The organism is Rhodopseudomonas sp. B29 (assembly GCF_000333455.1).
GTDB lineage: Bacteria > Pseudomonadota > Alphaproteobacteria > Rhizobiales > Xanthobacteraceae > Rhodopseudomonas.
Map to the genome: position 1 here is coordinate 25,749 of NZ_BADD01000456.1, position 16,070 is coordinate 41,818.

At 65.3% G+C, this 16,070-nt stretch carries 16 protein-coding genes and 1 pseudogene; all 17 read left to right on the forward strand.

Going from position 1 to position 16,070, the window contains the following annotated elements; genetic code table 11:
- Positions 1-13 precede the first annotated feature (13 nt).
- Positions 14-388 carry a hypothetical protein gene (locus I5M_RS16280; RefSeq protein WP_022722363.1) on the forward strand — a complete coding sequence of 125 codons (375 nt, stop codon included), beginning with the start codon at positions 14-16 and terminating at the stop codon, positions 386-388.
- Positions 389-675: 287 nt separating this feature from the next.
- Complete coding sequence (locus I5M_RS16285; protein ID WP_022722364.1) at positions 676-2,475, forward strand: flagellar hook-basal body complex protein; 1,800 nt, start codon at positions 676-678, stop codon at positions 2,473-2,475.
- Positions 2,476-2,513: 38 nt separating this feature from the next.
- Positions 2,514-4,379, forward strand: coding sequence for a flagellar hook-associated protein FlgK (gene flgK / locus I5M_RS16290; RefSeq protein ID WP_031336665.1), 1,866 nt, complete (start codon positions 2,514-2,516; stop codon positions 4,377-4,379).
- A gap of 7 nt (positions 4,380-4,386) precedes the next feature.
- Positions 4,387-4,938: a flagellin gene (locus I5M_RS34440; RefSeq protein WP_376738685.1), complete on the forward strand. Its 552-nt coding sequence runs from the start codon at positions 4,387-4,389 to the stop codon at positions 4,936-4,938.
- Positions 4,939-5,167: 229 nt separating this feature from the next.
- Positions 5,168-5,926 (forward strand): hypothetical protein, encoded by a 759-nt coding sequence (locus tag I5M_RS34445; RefSeq protein WP_376738686.1) that lies wholly within the window; start codon positions 5,168-5,170, stop codon positions 5,924-5,926.
- 302 nt (positions 5,927-6,228) lie between these two features.
- Positions 6,229-6,813, forward strand: coding sequence for an SIS domain-containing protein (locus I5M_RS16300; RefSeq protein ID WP_022722366.1), 585 nt, complete (start codon positions 6,229-6,231; stop codon positions 6,811-6,813).
- Entirely contained in the window at positions 6,807-7,385 is a 579-nt protein-coding gene (locus I5M_RS16305; protein WP_022722367.1) for an HAD-IIIA family hydrolase, read from the forward strand. The genes I5M_RS16300 and I5M_RS16305 overlap by 7 nt, the downstream gene beginning before the upstream one ends.
- On the forward strand, positions 7,364-8,164 hold the full coding sequence (locus I5M_RS16310) for a transaldolase (protein ID WP_022722368.1): 801 nt from the start codon (positions 7,364-7,366) through the stop codon (positions 8,162-8,164). Before I5M_RS16305 ends, I5M_RS16310 begins: the two co-directional genes overlap by 22 nt.
- Positions 8,148-9,161, forward strand: a complete 1,014-nt coding sequence (locus tag I5M_RS16315; protein WP_022722369.1) for an NAD(P)-dependent oxidoreductase — start codon at positions 8,148-8,150, stop codon at positions 9,159-9,161. Before I5M_RS16310 ends, I5M_RS16315 begins: the two co-directional genes overlap by 17 nt.
- Positions 9,161-10,165: an NAD-dependent epimerase/dehydratase family protein gene (locus I5M_RS16320; protein ID WP_022722370.1), complete on the forward strand. Its 1,005-nt coding sequence runs from the start codon at positions 9,161-9,163 to the stop codon at positions 10,163-10,165. Before I5M_RS16315 ends, I5M_RS16320 begins: the two co-directional genes overlap by 1 nt.
- A gap of 4 nt (positions 10,166-10,169) precedes the next feature.
- Complete coding sequence (locus tag I5M_RS33730; protein WP_244432020.1) at positions 10,170-11,039, forward strand: adenylyltransferase/cytidyltransferase family protein; 870 nt, start codon at positions 10,170-10,172, stop codon at positions 11,037-11,039.
- Positions 11,036-11,719, forward strand: a complete 684-nt coding sequence (locus tag I5M_RS33735) for a PfkB family carbohydrate kinase (RefSeq protein WP_244432021.1) — start codon at positions 11,036-11,038, stop codon at positions 11,717-11,719. The genes I5M_RS33730 and I5M_RS33735 overlap by 4 nt, the downstream gene beginning before the upstream one ends.
- 4 nt (positions 11,720-11,723) lie before the next feature.
- On the forward strand, positions 11,724-12,659 hold the full coding sequence (locus I5M_RS16330) for a Gfo/Idh/MocA family protein (RefSeq protein WP_022722371.1): 936 nt from the start codon (positions 11,724-11,726) through the stop codon (positions 12,657-12,659).
- Positions 12,656-13,951 carry a nucleotide sugar dehydrogenase gene (locus I5M_RS16335; protein WP_022722372.1) on the forward strand — a complete coding sequence of 432 codons (1,296 nt, stop codon included), beginning with the start codon at positions 12,656-12,658 and terminating at the stop codon, positions 13,949-13,951. Before I5M_RS16330 ends, I5M_RS16335 begins: the two co-directional genes overlap by 4 nt.
- On the forward strand, positions 13,951-14,607 hold the full coding sequence (locus I5M_RS16340) for a class I SAM-dependent methyltransferase (protein ID WP_031336670.1): 657 nt from the start codon (positions 13,951-13,953) through the stop codon (positions 14,605-14,607). Before I5M_RS16335 ends, I5M_RS16340 begins: the two co-directional genes overlap by 1 nt.
- Positions 14,608-14,643: 36 nt before the next feature.
- Positions 14,644-15,636, forward strand: a complete 993-nt coding sequence (locus I5M_RS16345) for a GDP-mannose 4,6-dehydratase (protein ID WP_022722374.1) — start codon at positions 14,644-14,646, stop codon at positions 15,634-15,636.
- Positions 15,637-15,640: 4 nt separating this feature from the next.
- A pseudogene (locus I5M_RS16350) lies at positions 15,641-16,070 on the forward strand (transketolase); the annotation flags it as partial.

The following is a 16,070-nucleotide window of genomic DNA, read 5'->3' on the forward strand; positions in this document are numbered from 1 at the left end:
GCACGAGCCCACGATGAGTCAAACGAACCTTCAGCAACGCGACCAGCCTCGCCAGGTCAGCTTCAATCCGCCGCGCCCGGCCCGCTACGTCTCGCTCGATCGCAGCGCCTGGGGCGATTGTCTGGTCCTCGAGGTCAATGAGGATGGCGCCCGGATCGAGCCGGTCGGCGCGGGACCGATGCCGACCCAGTTCTACCTGCTGTTCACCAATCAGCCGCGTGCGGTGTTCCGGCGGTGCCGCGTGGACTGGACCTATGCCAACGAAGTCGGCGTCCGCTATGTCTGGCCGAAGCCCGAAAAAGCCGGCACCACGAGTCCCGCGCCGTCCGATGGTGCTGCCCAAGATCACCTTCATCCGGACCCTGCGCGAGCCGCGTTGGACGCCTGACCGCAGCCGGCCTTGGCCGGCCTGTTCGCTACGCGCCTGCTTTTTGCGCCAGCTTTTGACGGCTCGCCCGTTACACAGGGTGCGGCGAGGACTCTGATCTGCGCGGTCGGCAAGAATTACCCGACCCGGCAAATCCGGCTTGGTCCCTGAAGCCGCACGCTGCAACTAAATAGCTGAAATCGCTCATTTCTCCCATCTGGCACGAGCCTTGCGGCTGTGTTTGCCGGATTGCCTTGACCTTGGCACAGCGGCCGCAGGCACAGCGGCCCGAATGGGAGAAGTGAGTAATGGGTATTTTCGGCGCTCTCACCACGTCGGTCGCGGGCCTGCGCTCGAACTCCTACGCGTTGGAGAACATCTCCGGTAACATCGCCAACTCGCAGACGACGGCTTTCAAGCGCATCGATACGTCGTTCCTCGACCTGATCCCGCAGACCGGTAACGACGCTCAGCTCGCCGGTTCGGTGACGTCGGAATCGCGTCTCACCAACACGATCCAGGGTTCGGTGCAGTCGGCCTCGGTGTCGACCTACATGGCGATCAATGGCGACGGCTACTTCGCCGTGCAGAAGCCGGGATCATTCAGCGACAACAGTCCGATCTTCACCGGCGTCAACAACTACACCCGCCGCGGCGACTTCTCGCTCGACAAGAACGGCTACCTGGTCAACGGCGCCGGCTACTATCTGGAAGGTGTGGCGATCGATCCGACCACCGGCAACCCGGCCGGCAGCACGCCGGGCATCCTCAAATTCCAGAACGATTTCCTGCCGTCGCAGGCCACCACCAAGATCAGCTACCGCGCCAACCTCGCGAGCTATCCGCTGACCACCAAGCACGACACCTCGGTGCCCGGCTCCGAACTGCTGCGCCCGGCCGACTTCGGCACCAACCCGCAGGTCAACGGCACCACGCCGCCGCCGTTCAGCGACAACACCAAGACCGGCCTGCAGATGAACAGCAAGGCCGGCACCGCCATCACCGGCGCAACCACGCTGAGCGGCGCCGCGGCCAGCAATTCGATCGGCGTCAACTTCGCTGTGGGCGACACCATCGTGGTCAACGGGACCAGCATCACGTTCACCGCGTCGGGCGGCACCGACGACGGCACTCACATTCCGGTCGACTCGACGATCACCAACCTCCTCGGCAAGATCGATGCGCTCTCCGGCAACACCGGCACGGCCTCGACGGTCACGTCGGGCGCCATCGTGCTGCACACCGGAACCGCGGCCGATCTCAACATCACCTCGACCAGTGCGGCGTTCTCGTCGCTCGGCCTGACCAGCCCGGTGAACGTGATCCGCAACGGCGGCGGCTCAACCGGCACAGGCACGGTGGTCGGCAGCGACGTGCAGACCTTCCTCGACGAGTCGGTCTCCGGCGGCGCCACCACCGCCTATGACGGCAACGGCGCGCCGGTGAACATCCAGTTCCGTTGGGCCAAGACCGACTCGGCGACGCTCGGCGTCGGCCACTCCGATACCTGGAACCTGTTCTATCAGACCAACCCGAGCGCCACTGGCAGTCAGGTGGCCTGGCAGAACGTCAACACCAACTTCTCGTTCGCGGCCAACGGCCAGATGAGCCCGACGATCGGCCAGATCACGCTGTCGGGCCTGACCGTCGCCGGCGTCTCGCTCGGCAACGTGACGATGTCGTTCGGCACCGGCGGTCTGACGCAGTTCTCGGACACCAACGGCAACGTCCAGGTCAACCAGCTGCAGCAGGACGGTTACGCCGCCGGTCAACTCGTCAGCGTCTCGGTCAGCAACGAAGGCCGCGTGGTCGGCGCTTACTCCAACGGCCGCAACATCGACCTCGCCGAAGTCTCGGTGGCGACCTTCAACGGCGCCAACTTCCTCAAACGCATCGACGGCGGCGCGTTCGAAGTCACCAACGAATCCGGCGAGCCGCTGTACGGCAAGGGCGGCAGCATCTCGGGTTCGTCGCTGGAAGCCTCCAACACCGACATCGCCGACGAATTCACCAAGCTGATCGTCACGCAGCAGGCCTATTCGGCCAACACCAAGGTCATCACCACCGCAAACACGATGGTGCAGGACCTCCTCAACGTCATGCGGTAAGCGGCGCGCGGCGTCGCAAGAGTAGAGGGTAGCCGGTCATGAGTCTCGGAGACGCACTATCGATCGCGATGGCAGGGCTTCGCGCCAATCAGGCGTCGATGTCGCTGGTGTCGTCGAACGTCGCCAATGCCGAGACGCCCGGCTACGTCCGCAAAACCGTCGATCAGGTCGTCACCAATTCGGGCCAGACCGGCACCGGCGTCCAGATCAACGGCGTCAACCGCCAGCTCGACGACTACGTGCTGGCGCAGCTGCGCACCGAGACGTCGGGCGCGTCCTACGCGTCGCTGCGGAACGACTTTCTGCAGCAGCTGCAGGGGCTGTACGGCAATCCGAACTCCACCGGCACGCTGGAAGACGCCTATAACGGCCTGACCACGGCGATGCAGGCGCTGTCGACCAGCCCGGATTCGACCTCGGCGCGGATCGGCGTGATCAACGCCTCACAGGTGCTCGCCGGTCAGCTCAATTCGATGTCGAACGGCATCCAGACGCTGCGCGCCGGCTGCGAGACCGGGCTGTCCGACGCGGTCAACACCGCCAACAATCTGATGCAGCAGATCGCCCAGATCAACAATCAGCTGCAGCCCAATCCGCTCGGCGGCACCTCGACCGACGCCGCCACCGCATCGCTACTCGACAAGCGCGACCAGGCCATCAATCAGCTCTCGGAGCTGATGGATATCCGTGTCGTCACCAACGGCGCCAATCAGGTGACGGTGTTCACCGGCTCCGGCACCCAGCTCGTCGGCATGGAAGCGGCGACGCTCAGCTTCAACGCCCAGGGTACGGTCAATCCGCAGACGGTGTGGAATCCCAACACCCAGCTCAGCGACCTCGGCTCGATCCGCGTCAACTACTCCAATGGCGGCTCGATCGACCTGACCTCGACGCTGAAGTCGGGCAAGATGGCCGCCTATGTCGAACTGCGCGACAAGACGCTGGTGCAGGCGCAGACCCAAATCGATCAGTTCGCAGCCTCGCTGTCGAGCGCGCTGTCGGACAAGACCGTCGCCGGTACGCCGGCCACGTCCGGAACGCAATCCGGCTTTGCGCTCGACCTGTCGAATATGAAGAGCGGCAACACCATCAATATCAGCTACACTGACACCACCACTGGGTCGCAGCGCACCGTCAGCGTGATGCGGGTCGACGATCCCTCCGTGTTGCCGCTGCCGCAGACTGCGACGCTCGATCCTAACGACTACGTCGTCGGCATCGATTTTTCGGGCCTGTCGGGCTCGGTGACGGCGCAGCTCAATGCCGCGCTGAACGCCAAGAACCTGCAGTTCACCGGCACCTCGCCCAACGTCACGGTGCTCAACAACGCCGGCTTCTCGACCATCAATTCGGCCTCGGTGACCTCGACGGTGACGTCGCTGACCGGTGGCAGCGGCGAGGTGCCGCTGTTCACCGACGGCGGCTCGTCCTATTCGGGAACGATCAGCTCGTCCGGCTCGCAGATGACCGGCTTCGCCCAGCGCATCGCGGTCAATCCCGGCCTGATCACCGACAACGCCAAGCTGGTGACCTATTCGACGTCCACCGCCGCCGGCGACACCACGCGGCCGGATTTTCTGACCAAGCAGCTGACGGCGACCAACTACCTGTATTCGGCCAAGACCGGCGTCGGCTCCGACACCGCGCCGTTCAAGGGCACGCTGCTGAGCTACATGCAGCAGTTCGTCAGCCAGCAGGGCTCGAACGCGCAGGCCGCGCAGCAATTGTCCGACGGCCAGACCGTCGTGCTGAACACGCTGCAGCAGAAGTTTTCCTCCTCGTCGGGCGTCAACATGGACGAGGAAATGGCGCATTTGCTCGAGCTGCAGAACGCCTATTCGGCGAACGCTCGGGTGATGTCGACCATCAACCAGATGTATCAAGCTCTGATGCAGTCGATGTGAGGCGGCGATGGCGATCGATGGTGTCAGCGGACGGACGTCCTATATCGGCTCTGGAATCCTCAACCTGCGCAGTCAGCTCGATACGCTGACGCAGCAGCTCTCCAGCGGCAAGATTTCCAGCACTTACGCGGGCGACGGCTCCGGTCGCAGCCTGGCGATCGGCCTGCGCTCGCAAATCGCCGGCATCTCCAGCTACAGCGACACGATGACCAACGTGTCGACCCGGATCAACGTCGCCAATCTGTCGTTGCAGCGGCTCGCCGACATCAGCAACGAGGTCAAGGGCGCGGCGGTGAGCGCCGGCAACACGCTCGACAACAACGGCCAGACACCGGGCCAGAAGACGGCCAATCTGGATTTCTACGACGCCGTCGACATGCTCAATGCACAGTCGGGCGATCGCTATCTGTTCGGCGGCCGTGCCACCGATGCGTCGCCGGTGACGGCCGCCGATCAGATCCTCAACGGCAACGGCGCCGGCATTGCCGGACTGAAGCAGGTCATCGCCGAGCGCGCGCAGGCCGATCTCGGCACCGGCGGGACCGGCCGCATTACTTAACGCGATCGGCACCCCGGCGACGTCGGTTGACGTTGAACGAGCAAGATGCGACGCCGGCGGTCCCGGCTTCCGCGGTGCCTTTCGGCATGAAGCTGACGGCGATCTCGACGACGATCGCGGGTGCCACCAACGACCCAGCCGGCGGCGCCGCCGACCACGAAATCGATGTCGATCGATCTCAAACGCGTCGATCCCGAATGCCGGCGATCAGGTCAAGCTGACGTTCCAGATGCCCGACGGCACCAGCGAGGACATCACGCTGACGGCGTCGTCTGCCACTCCGCTGCCGGCCAACAGCTTCGCCATCGGCACGACGCCGACGCAGACCGCGTCGAATCTCAACGATGCGCTGACGACGGCCGTGAAGGCGCTGGCCAACGGTCCGATGGTCGCCGCTTCGGCGATCCAGGCCGGCAACGAATTCTTCGAGCAGCCGCCGATGCGGGTGACCGGCGGCGGCCCGCTGAGTACTGCGACGACGCTGACCGCCGGCACCAAGGCCGATACCGTGTTCTGGTACAATGGCGAGCAGGACTCCGCGTCCGACCCGGCGCGCGGCACGGCTGTGGCCAAGATCGACACCGGCGTCTCGGTTCAATACGGCATTCGCGCCGACGAGCAGGCGCTGCAGCAGCAATTGAAGACCGTTGCGGTCTTCGCCGCCTTCACGACTTCGGCGACCGACACCTATGCCAACGGCAAGGTCGCCTCGCTCAATCAGCGTGTCGCGCAGAATCTGGCGACGCAGCCCGGCAACCAGTCGATCCAGAACATCCAGGCCGATCTTGCCGGTGCCCAGGCGGCCGTGAAGGCGACGGGCGATCGCCAGACACAAACCAAGGTGCTGGCGCAGACGATGCTCGACCAGATCGAGGGCGTAAACAATGACGAGGTCGCCACCAAGATCCTGGCGCTGCAGACGAGCTTGCAGGCTTCCTATCAGGCGACCGCGCAACTGTATCAGATGAGCCTCGTCAAGTTCCTCTAAAGCGCGACCGGGCCTGCATCGCCGTGACGTCGACGAGGGTGCGCAGGATTCCGAGGCAATTGTTTCTGGCGTTTGCTGGCCCACGTAAAACGACTATCTTGCCCGAATCAGCGCACGAGAAAGTCTTGATTCTCGTTGCGCCTCGCCGGTGATTCGGCCTCCGCCGGGAGCTTCGCAGCGAAGCGTGCGTGGCGGTGAGAACTGCGTGAATCGAGTTCTGTGCGAGTCGAGTCCTGTGTGAAGCGAGTTCTGCGTGATGAGTGTGGCTATGGGAGCCGGCGCGAGCCGTCCACGAAAGACAGATGAGTCACTCGGAAGACTTCTTCGGCGAGTCGCGCGCGATCTGCGACGCGATCGACCTCGTCAAGGTCGAGCTGCTGGCGCGCGACCTTGCGGCGCTACGCGAGCGCGGCGGGCGGCTGTTCGTGCTCGGCGTCGGGGGCAGCGCGGCTAATTGCAGTCATGCCGTCAATGATTTCCGCAAGCTGTGCGGGATCGAGGCCTACGCGCCGGTCGACAACGTCGCCGAGCTGACCGCCCGCGCCAATGACGAAGGCTGGGACACCATCTTTTCCGGCTGGCTCGAAGTCAGCCGGCTCGGCGCCGCCGATGCCATCCTGATCTTCTCGGTGGGCGGCGGCGATGCGGCCGCCAATGTCAGCACCAACATCGTCCGCGCGGTGGATTTCGCCAAGGCGCGCGGCGCGCGCGTGTTCGGCGTCGTCGGCAAGGACACCGGCCACACCGCGGCGCAGGGCGATGTCGTGGTGGTGATTCCCCAGGTCAATCCGGCCCGTGTCACGCCGTTGTCGGAGGCGTTCCAGGCGGTGGTCTGGCATTGCCTCGTCAGCCACCCGGCGCTGCAGCGCAGGAGCACCAAATGGTGAGCCCGGCGCGCGCGGTGTTTCTCGATCGCGACGGCGTCCTGGTGGTGCCGCAGTTTCGCGACGGCCGCAGCTACGCGCCGGCGACGCTGGCTCAGTTCAAGCTGGACGACGGCGCACCCGAGTGCCTGCGAGACTTGAAGCGGGCCGGCTATCTGCTCGTCGTCGTCACCAATCAGCCCGACATCGGCAACGGCCGCGTCTCTCGGGCCGTAGTCGACGAGATGCACGCGCGCATGCGTGCCGCGCTGCCGATCGACGATATCGAGCTGTGCCCGCATCGCCAGGACGAAGGTTGCGCCTGCCGCAAGCCGCAGCCGGGCATGCTGACGGCCGCCGCCGATCGCCTCGGCATTGCGCTGGGCCGCAGCTTCATGGTCGGCGACCGCGCCGGCGACATCGCCGCCGGGCGCGCCGCCGGTTGCCGCACCGTGTTTATCGATCTCGGCTACACCGCCGAGCCACCGCCCGCCGAGGCGGACTACACCGCAGCCTCGCTGCGGGACGCCACCGCCTACATCCTGGCCGCCGATCAGCACGAAGGAATGGCACCATGCCTCGCCTCGAAGATCTGACCATCAAAATCTTCGCCGACGGCGCCGATCTCGGCGGCATCGTGGCGATGTCGAAAAATCCGCTGATCCGCGGCTTCACCACCAATCCGACGCTGATGCGCAAGGCCGGCATCGTCGGCTACGAAGAATTCGCCCGCGAGGTGATCGCTGCGGTGCCGGACTATCCGGTGTCGTTCGAAGTGTTCGCCGACGATTTCGACGAGATGATCGCGCAGGCGCGCCGCATCGCGTCGTGGGGGCCTAACGTCAATGTCAAGATTCCCGTGACCGACACGCAGGGCCGATCGTCGCGGCGCGTCATCGAGACGCTGTCGGGCGAGGGCGTCGTACTCAATGTCACCGCGATCATGACGCTGGCGCAGGTCGAGGCCGTCGCCGCGGCGCTGCATCCGCAAGTGCCGGCGATCGTCTCGGTGTTCGCCGGCCGCATTGCCGACACCGGCGTCGATCCGGTGCCGCATATGCGCGCCTGCCGGGCGCTCCTGGCGGAACGACCGAACGCCGAGCTGCTGTGGGCCTCGCCGCGCGAGATACTCAACATCTTCCATGCGCAGGAGGCCGGCGCGCAGATCATCACCGTCACCAACGACGTCCTCGCCAAGCTGTCGCTGATCGGCAAGAACCTCGACGACTATTCGCGTGAGACGGTGCAGATGTTCCACCGCGACGCGGTGGCGTCCGCCTTCGCCATCGCCACTCCGCCGCGCGTGGCGTCGTCTCCGCCCCTGGTACCCGCCGATCTCGTCGAGGAAATGTCCGATCATGACCCGTCTGTTTGAGTCCGTCCTCGTCACCGGCGGCGCCGGCTATGCCGGCAGCCTGCTGGTTCCGCAGTTGCTGCGCAGCGGCTACAAGGTCACCGTCTACGACATCTGTTACTTCGGTTCGGACTTCCTGCCGAAGGACGACCCGGCGTTCCGCCTCATCGAAGGCGACATTCGCGACACCGCGAAGCTCGCTGCCGCGATGGACGGCATCGACTGCGTCGTCCATCTCGCCTGCATCAGCAACGATGCCAGCTTCGAACTCGACGAGCGGCTGTCGACCGAGATCAACCTCGATGCCTTCGAGCCGTTGGTGATCGCCGCCAAGCGGGCCGGCGTGAAGCGCTTCGTCTACGCGTCGTCGAGTTCGGTTTATGGCGTGTCCGACGATCCGGACGTCACCGAGGACCATCCGCTGGTGCCACTGACGCTGTACAACAAGTACAAGGGGATGTGCGAGCCGCTGCTAAAGAAGTACACGGACGACAGTTTCACCGGCGTCATCTTCCGCCCCGCGACGCTGTGCGGCTATGCCCCGCGTCAACGGCTCGATCTGTCGGTCAACATCCTGACGAACCACGCCATCACCAACAACAAGATCACCGTGTTCGGCGGCACGCAGATGCGGCCCAATCTGCATGTGCAGGACTACTGCGACGCCGTCGAATTGTTGATGACTGCGCCGGCGGCGAAGATCCAGAACGAGATCTTCAACATCGGCTTCCAGAACATGAGCATCGCCGACCTGGCGCTGCTGGTGAAGAAGGTGGTCGAGGAGGAATTTCCCGACAAGGCGCCGATCGGCATCGTCACCACGCCGTCGGACGACAACCGCTCCTACCACATCAATTCCGACAAGGTGACGCGGGTGCTCGGTTTCCGGCCGAACAAGACCATCGAGGACGCGGTCCGCGATCTGTGCGCGGCGTTCCGCGCCGGCAAGCTGCCCGGCAGCATGGAGGATGACCGCTACTTCAACGTCCGGCGCCTGAAGCGTATTCAGGCGAAATGATGGGCGAGGCGATCACCAAGCCGGTCGCGGTCGTCACTGGCGGCGCCGGCTTCATCGGCAGCCATCTGGTCGACGTACTGGTGGAGCGCGGCTTTGCGGTGCGCGTGGTCGACGATCTGAGCGGCGGCCACCGATCCAATCTGGCGCATCACCCGAGCGATGCGGTGACGGTGATCGAGAAGGACATCCGCACGTTGGAGCCGGGCGACGCGGCGTTCGCCGGGGCGCGCTACGTATTCCATCTCGCCGGGATCGGCGACATCGTGCCGTCGATCGAAAAGCCGACGCAGTACATGGACGTCAACGTCCAGGGCACCGTGCGGGTGCTGGAATGCGCGCGCGCCGCCGGCGTGGACAAGCTGGTCTATGCGGCGTCGTCGTCGTGCTACGGCCTCGCCGCGACGCCGACGCGCGAGGATCATCCGATCCAGCCGATGTATCCCTACGCGCTGTCGAAGTATCAGGGCGAGCAGGCGGTGATGCACTGGCACAAGGTCTATGGCCTGCCGGTCAACGCCATCTGCATCTTCAACGCCTATGGGCCGCGCGTGCGCACCACCGGCGTCTACGGCGCCGTGTTCGGCGTGTTCCTGCGCCAGAAGCTCGCCGGCAAGCCGTTCACCGTGGTCGGCGACGGCACGCAGACGCGCGACTTCATCTATGTGCGCGACGTCGCCGAGGCGTTCGTCGCGGCGGCGCTGACGCCGATTTCCGGCGAGCGCTTCAACGTCGGCGCCGGCGCGCCGCAATCGATCAATCGGCTCGTCGAAATTCTCGGCGGCGAGGTGGTGTACGTGCCGAAGCGGCCGGGTGAGCCGGACATCACCCACGCCGACATCGCCAAGATCACCACGCAGCTCGGCTGGAAGCCGACCGTGCCGTTCGAGCAAGGCGTCGCCAATATGCTGGCCGATATCGAGCGCTGGCGCGATGCTCCGCTGTGGGAGCCGGCCTCGATCGCCAAGGCGACGCAGACCTGGTTCCGCTACATGGGCGAGGCGTGAGGCGATGTCGATCTCACTCACCGAGCGCTATCGCCACAAGCTGAAGACGCCCGATGAACTCGCGGCGCTGCTCGGTCCGCCGCCGCGCGAGCACAAGGTGATCATGTGCCACGGCGTGTTCGACGTCGTGCATCCGGGCCACGTCCGGCATCTGCTCTACGCCAAGAGCAAGGCAGACGTGCTGGTGTGCTCGCTGACGGCCGACCGCCACATCTCCAAGGGCGCGCACCGGCCGCATATTCCGCAGGAGCTGCGCGCCGCCAATCTGGCCGCCTTCGAGATGGTCGATTACGTCGTGATCGACCATAACGACAAGCCGCTGGCCAATCTGGCGGTGATCCGGCCCGACTACTTCGCCAAGGGCTTCGAATACAACGCCGCCGGGATGCCGCCAAAGACCGCCGAAGAGGCCGCGGTGGTCGAGAGCTACGGCGGCGAGATGATCTTCACGCCCGGCGACGTGGTGTATTCATCGTCGAACCTGATCAATCTGGCGCCGCCCTCGGTGCAGCACGAGAAGCTGCAGCTGGTGATGGAGCGCTACGGCTTCGGCTTCGACGATTTGCACGCCACGATCGACGGCATGGCCGGCCGCAAAGTCCACGTCGTCGGCGACACCATCGTCGACAGCTACACCCAATGCGCCATGATCGGCGGCCAGACCAAGACGCCGACGATGAGCGTGCTGTTCGAGCGCAAACTCGATTTCGTCGGCGGCGCCGCGATCGTCGCCAAACATCTGCGCTCGGCGGGCGCCGACGTCACCTTTCACCCGGTGCTCGGCAACGACGAACTGTGCAATTTTGTCACCAACGATCTGGAGGCGGCCGGCATCGTCGCAATTTCATCGTCGACCAGACCCGGCCGACGGTGAACAAGAACGCCATCACGGTCGGCGGCTATCGGCTGCTCAAGGTCGACACGCTCGACAACCGTTCGATCTCCGACAACATCCTCGGCGAGATGATCGACGCCGTCGCCAACACCGACACCCAGGCGGTGGTCTATTCGGACTTCCGCCACGGTGTCTTCAATCGTCGCACCATTCCCGAATTCATCCGCGCGCTGCGCCCCGGCGTCTACAAGGTCGCCGACAGCCAGGTCGCCAGCCGCTGGGGCAACATCACCGATTTCGAAGGCTTCGATCTGATCACGCCGAACGAGCGCGAGGCGCGGTTCGCGCTCGGCGATCAGGATTCCGGCGTGCGGCCGCTGGCGTCGCAGCTCTACGACAAGGCCGGATGCCGGCTGCTGATGCTCAAGCTCGGCGAGCGTGGCATGCTGGTGTGCCGCAACGGCAATCACGAGGCGCTCGACAGCTTCTACGTCATCGACAGCTTCGTCGATCGCCTCGTCGATCCCGTCGGCGCGGGCGATGCGCTGTTGGCCTATTCGACGCTGGCGATGCTGGTGACCGGTAACGACGCCATTGCGGGCGTGCTGGGCGCCATCGCGGCGGCGTGCGAATGCGAAGTCGATGGCAACGCGCCGGTCTCCGCTGAAGCGATGCATCAACGTCTCGACCTCATCGCCAAGCATCTGGATTTCGGATAGCGCGATGCGTGTGGTCGTCGTCGGCATGGGTGTGCAGGGCCCCAAACGTCGCGCCTCCGCCGGCGCCGATTTCGTCGCCTGCGTCGATCCGGTCCGCGATGCCGACTACAAGCAGCTCGCCGACGTGCCGCTGGATCGTTATGACGCGGTGCTGCTGTGTACGCCGGACGACCCCAAGCTCGACCTGCTGCGCTTCTGTATCAGTCATGGCAAGAGCGCGCTTGTCGAGAAGCCGCTTTGGGTGCGGAGCGAGGGCGACATCACCACGCTGGAGACCGAGGCGCGGGCCAAGGGCGTGGTGCTCTACACCGCCTATAATCATCGCTTCGAACCGCATTTCGTGCGGATGCGCGATCTGATCGCTTCGGGCGAACTCGGTACGATCTATTCGTGCCGGATGTTCTACGGCAACGGCACCGCGCGGCTGGTACGCGACTCGGCTTGGCGCGACAGCGGCGCCGGCGTGCTGCCCGATCTCGGCTCGCATCTGCTCGACACCTGCCGGTTCTGGTTCGGCGACGTCGGCGGCGAGTTCGCGCTGAGCGCCGCGCACGCCTACGAGAACAAGGCGCCCGATCACGTGGTGATCGCCAGCGAGACCGTGCGGCCGCGGATCGAGCTCGAGATGACCATGCTGATGTGGAAGAACCACTTCACCTGCGACATCCTCGCCGAGCGCGGCTCGGCGCATATCGAGTCGCTGTGCAAATGGGACACCACGGTGTTCACCCGGCGCAGCCGCGTGCTGCCGGCGGGGCGGCCACCGGAGGAGCGGATTGCGCTCAATCAGGCCGATCCGACCTGGAACCTCGAATACGCGCACTTCAAGCGGCTGGTGGAAACCGGCACACCGACCGATCTGTCTACCGACCTGTGGCTGCATCGCACGCTGGCGCGGCTCGGTGACGATGCGATCGCGCAGATCGGAGCGTCGCGATGACCCGCGTCGGTTTCGCCGGCATGACGCATCTTGGTTTGGTGTCTGCAGTGGCCACGGCCGCGAAGGGCTTCGCCGTCGTCGGCTATGATGCGGACAGCTCGCTCGTCGCTGCGCTGAGCGCCGGTCGGCTGCCGGTGTTCGAGCCGCAGCTCGACGACCTGGTGCGTGATCATGGCGATCGGCTGAACTTCACCGCTGATGTCGCTGCGTTGGCGGACTGCGACGTGGTGTATGTCGCGCCCGATATCCCAACCGATGACGAGGGCCGCAGCGATGTCAGCGCGATCCGCGCACTGATCGATCGCGTCGCGCCGGTGCTGAAGCCGGATGCCGTGATGGTGGTGCTGTCACAGGTCGAGCCGGGGTTTACGCGGGCGCTGCCGGCGCCCGAGCCGACGCGGCGCTACTATCAGGTCGAGACGCTGGTGTTCGGTCGCGCGGTCGAGCGCGCGTTGCAGCCGGAGCGGTTCATCGTCGGCTGCGCCGACCCCGCCGCGCCGCTGCCGCCGGCTTTTGCCTCGGTGCTCGGCGCGTTCGGCTGTCCGGTGCTGCCCATGCGTTACGAGAGCGCGGAACTCGCCAAGATCGCGATCAATTGCTGCCTGGTGTCGTCTGTCAGCGTCGCCAATACGCTGGCCGAACTGTGCGAGGCGATCGGCGCCGACTGGGCCGAGATCGTGCCGGCTCTGAAGCTGGACAAGCGAATCGGGCCGCATGCTTACTTGAAGCCCGGGCTCGGCATCGCCGGCGGCAATCTGGAGCGCGATCTCGCCACCGTCGAGCGCATCGCTGCGGCGCACGGCGCAGACGCCGGCGTGGTGTCGGCCTGGAAGGCCAACAGCCGGCACCGCCGCGATTGGGCGTTGCAGACGATCCGGCGCGTGGTGCTCGACGCCCATCCGCGCGCCACGCTGGCGGTGTGGGGGCTGGCCTATAAAGAGAACACCCGCTCGATCAAGAACTCACCGTCGTTGGCGACACTGGCGCAATTGCCGGAGGACGTGACGCTGCGGCTGCATGATCCGATGGTCGAGGCCGGTGTTGTCGCGCGTGCGAGTGCGCAGGGTTTTGCGCAGCCGCTCGACGCGCTCGACGGCGCCAATGCGCTGATGATCCTGACGCCGTGGCCGGAGTATACGCGCGTGTCGCCACGCGACATCGCCGCGCGGCTTGCAGGCCGGGTGGTGCTCGACCCTTATGCGGTGCTGGACGGCAATGCCGTGACGGCGGCCGGATTGACGTACTACACGCTCGGCCGCGGCGTGAACGAGCCGAGGCGGGGAGGCGCATGATGGCCGAAATCGATCTGCTGCGGTCGCTGCCGAAGCCCAAGCGCAACATCCAGAAGCGCCTCGACGCCAAGGATCCTGCGGTGATCGCCGAGGCCAAGCAGTATGGCGAGATGTATTGGGACGGCCCGCGCGACTACGGCTATGGCGGCTATCGCTACGACGGCCGCTGGCGCGCGGTGGCGCGCGACATCATCGCGCACTACGCGCTGCAGCCCGGCATGAGGGTGCTCGATATCGGCTGCGGCAAGGGCTTTCTGGTGCACGATCTGATGCTGGAACTGCCGGGGCTGCAGGCGTTCGGGCTGGACGTCTCGCGTTATGCGCTGGACCACGCGCCCGACGAGGTGATCGGCCGTCTGCATCTGGGAACCGCCGACGATCTGCCGTTTCCCGACAAGTCGTTCGACTGCGTGCTCTCGCTCAACACCATCCACAATCTGCCGCGCGCGCGCGCGGTGACGGCGATGGCGGAGATCGAGCGCGTGTCGCGCGGCAGGTCGTTCGTCGTCGTCGACAGCTATCACACGCCGGAACAGAAGGCGGTGTTCGAAAGCTGGGTTCTGACGGCGGAATATCACGACTATCCGGACGAGTGGCTGAAGCTGTTCGCCGAGGCCGGGTATACCGGGGACTGGAACTGGACGATTATCGACTGAGATGATTCGCGGGCCTGCGCTCGCCGGACGAGGGCCATGGCAAAGACTTACTGCATTCTGGGTGGCGGCGGCAGCTTCGGCATCCACACCGCGCTGTATCTCCTGGATCACGCGCAGCCCAATAAGGTGATCGGCGTCGGCCGCAATCCGCTGCGGCCGGAACCGTTCTCGCTGAACATCGAAAAGCGCGACGGCTACGTGTATCACGCCCGCCACGTCACCTATGAGCTCGACCTGCTGCTCGAACTGCTCGACAAGGAGAAGCCGCAGGTGATCGTCAACTTCGCCGCGCAGGGCGAGGGTGCGGTGAGCTGGAAGCATTCGTGGCGATTCTTCGAAACCAATTCTATGGCGCTGGCGCGTCTCACCGAGGAACTGATGAAGCGCGACTGGCTCGAGCGCTTCATCCAGATCGGGACCTCGGAGATGTACGGCTCCGTCGAGCATGCGACCAACGAGGACGAGCCGATCAAGCCGACCAGCCCCTATGCTGCGTCCAAAGTGGCGTTCGACATGTATCTGGAGTCGGTGGCCAAGTTCCTCAAATTCCCGATGAATATCATCCGGCCGTCGAACGCGTATTGTCCGGGGCAGTTGCTGCACCGGGTGATCCCGAAGGCGATCTGGTGCGGGCTCACCGGCAACAAGCTGCCGCTGCATGGCGGCGGCCGCGCCGAGAAATCCTATATCCACGCGCGCGATCTCGGTCGCGCCATTCATCTCGTCGCCGAGAAGGCACCGCTCGGCGTGATCTACAACGCCGGCCCGGCGCAGCCGACCTCGATCCGCGAAGTAGTGGAGCGCACCGCCGGCGCGCTTGGGATGCCGTTCGAGCAGCTCTGCGAAGTCACCGGCGACCGGCTCGGTCAGGATTCGCGCTACTGGCTCGACTCCAGCCGGATCAAGCGTGACCTCGGCTGGGAGCCGCAAATCGGCTGGGACGAGGGACTCGCCGAGATGGTGGCGTGGGGCCGCAAATACATCGATGAGCTGCGCGGATGGCCCACCGACTACGTGTTGCGCGGGTGAGGCGATGAGCGAGACGCAAGCGACGACGGACCGCCGCAACAGCTTCGACAACGAAGCCGCGCGGGCGCGCTGCCGCCGCTACCGCCGCCGTATTCTCGATATCAGCCAGCAAGTCACTGCGCTGCACATCGCGCCGGCGTTCAGCTGCACCGAGATCACCGATTTCATCTACAACGAAGCCATGACGCCCGGCCGCGACGTGTTCATCATGTCCAAGGGTCACGGCTGCATGATCCAGTACGTGATCCTTGAAGAGCAGGGGCTGTTGTCGCGCGCCGATCTCGATCTCTACTGCAAGCCCGGCGGCCGGCTCGGGGCGCATCCGGACTACGGCACGCCCGGCATCGCTGCGTCCACCGGCTCGCTCGGCCACGGCCTCGGCATCGCGGTCGGGCAGGCTTATGCCGAGCGCCTGAAGCGCAGCGACGTCGATA

What these genes read in the sequence shown, in the direction of transcription:
- I5M_RS16330 (WP_022722371.1), top strand. Translation starts at nt 11,724, where the DNA reads ATGCGTGTGGTCGTCGTCGGCATGGGTGTGCAGGGCCCCAAACGTCGC.
- I5M_RS16340 (WP_031336670.1), top strand. Translation starts at nt 13,951, where the DNA reads ATGGCCGAAATCGATCTGCTGCGGTCGCTGCCGAAGCCCAAGCGCAAC.
- I5M_RS33730 (WP_244432020.1), top strand. Translation starts at nt 10,170, where the DNA reads ATGTCGATCTCACTCACCGAGCGCTATCGCCACAAGCTGAAGACGCCC.
- I5M_RS16305 (WP_022722367.1), top strand. Translation starts at nt 6,807, where the DNA reads ATGGTGAGCCCGGCGCGCGCGGTGTTTCTCGATCGCGACGGCGTCCTG.
- I5M_RS16310 (WP_022722368.1), top strand. Translation starts at nt 7,364, where the DNA reads ATGCCTCGCCTCGAAGATCTGACCATCAAAATCTTCGCCGACGGCGCC.
- I5M_RS16315 (WP_022722369.1), top strand. Translation starts at nt 8,148, where the DNA reads ATGACCCGTCTGTTTGAGTCCGTCCTCGTCACCGGCGGCGCCGGCTAT.
- I5M_RS16320 (WP_022722370.1), top strand. Translation starts at nt 9,161, where the DNA reads ATGGGCGAGGCGATCACCAAGCCGGTCGCGGTCGTCACTGGCGGCGCC.
- flgK (WP_031336665.1), top strand. Translation starts at nt 2,514, where the DNA reads ATGAGTCTCGGAGACGCACTATCGATCGCGATGGCAGGGCTTCGCGCC.
- I5M_RS16335 (WP_022722372.1), top strand. Translation starts at nt 12,656, where the DNA reads ATGACCCGCGTCGGTTTCGCCGGCATGACGCATCTTGGTTTGGTGTCT.
- I5M_RS16345 (WP_022722374.1), top strand. Translation starts at nt 14,644, where the DNA reads ATGGCAAAGACTTACTGCATTCTGGGTGGCGGCGGCAGCTTCGGCATC.
- I5M_RS16300 (WP_022722366.1), top strand. Translation starts at nt 6,229, where the DNA reads ATGAGTCACTCGGAAGACTTCTTCGGCGAGTCGCGCGCGATCTGCGAC.
- I5M_RS34445 (WP_376738686.1), top strand. Translation starts at nt 5,168, where the DNA reads ATGCCCGACGGCACCAGCGAGGACATCACGCTGACGGCGTCGTCTGCC.
- I5M_RS34440 (WP_376738685.1), top strand. Translation starts at nt 4,387, where the DNA reads ATGGCGATCGATGGTGTCAGCGGACGGACGTCCTATATCGGCTCTGGA.
- I5M_RS16285 (WP_022722364.1), top strand. Translation starts at nt 676, where the DNA reads ATGGGTATTTTCGGCGCTCTCACCACGTCGGTCGCGGGCCTGCGCTCG.
- I5M_RS16280 (WP_022722363.1), top strand. Translation starts at nt 14, where the DNA reads ATGAGTCAAACGAACCTTCAGCAACGCGACCAGCCTCGCCAGGTCAGC.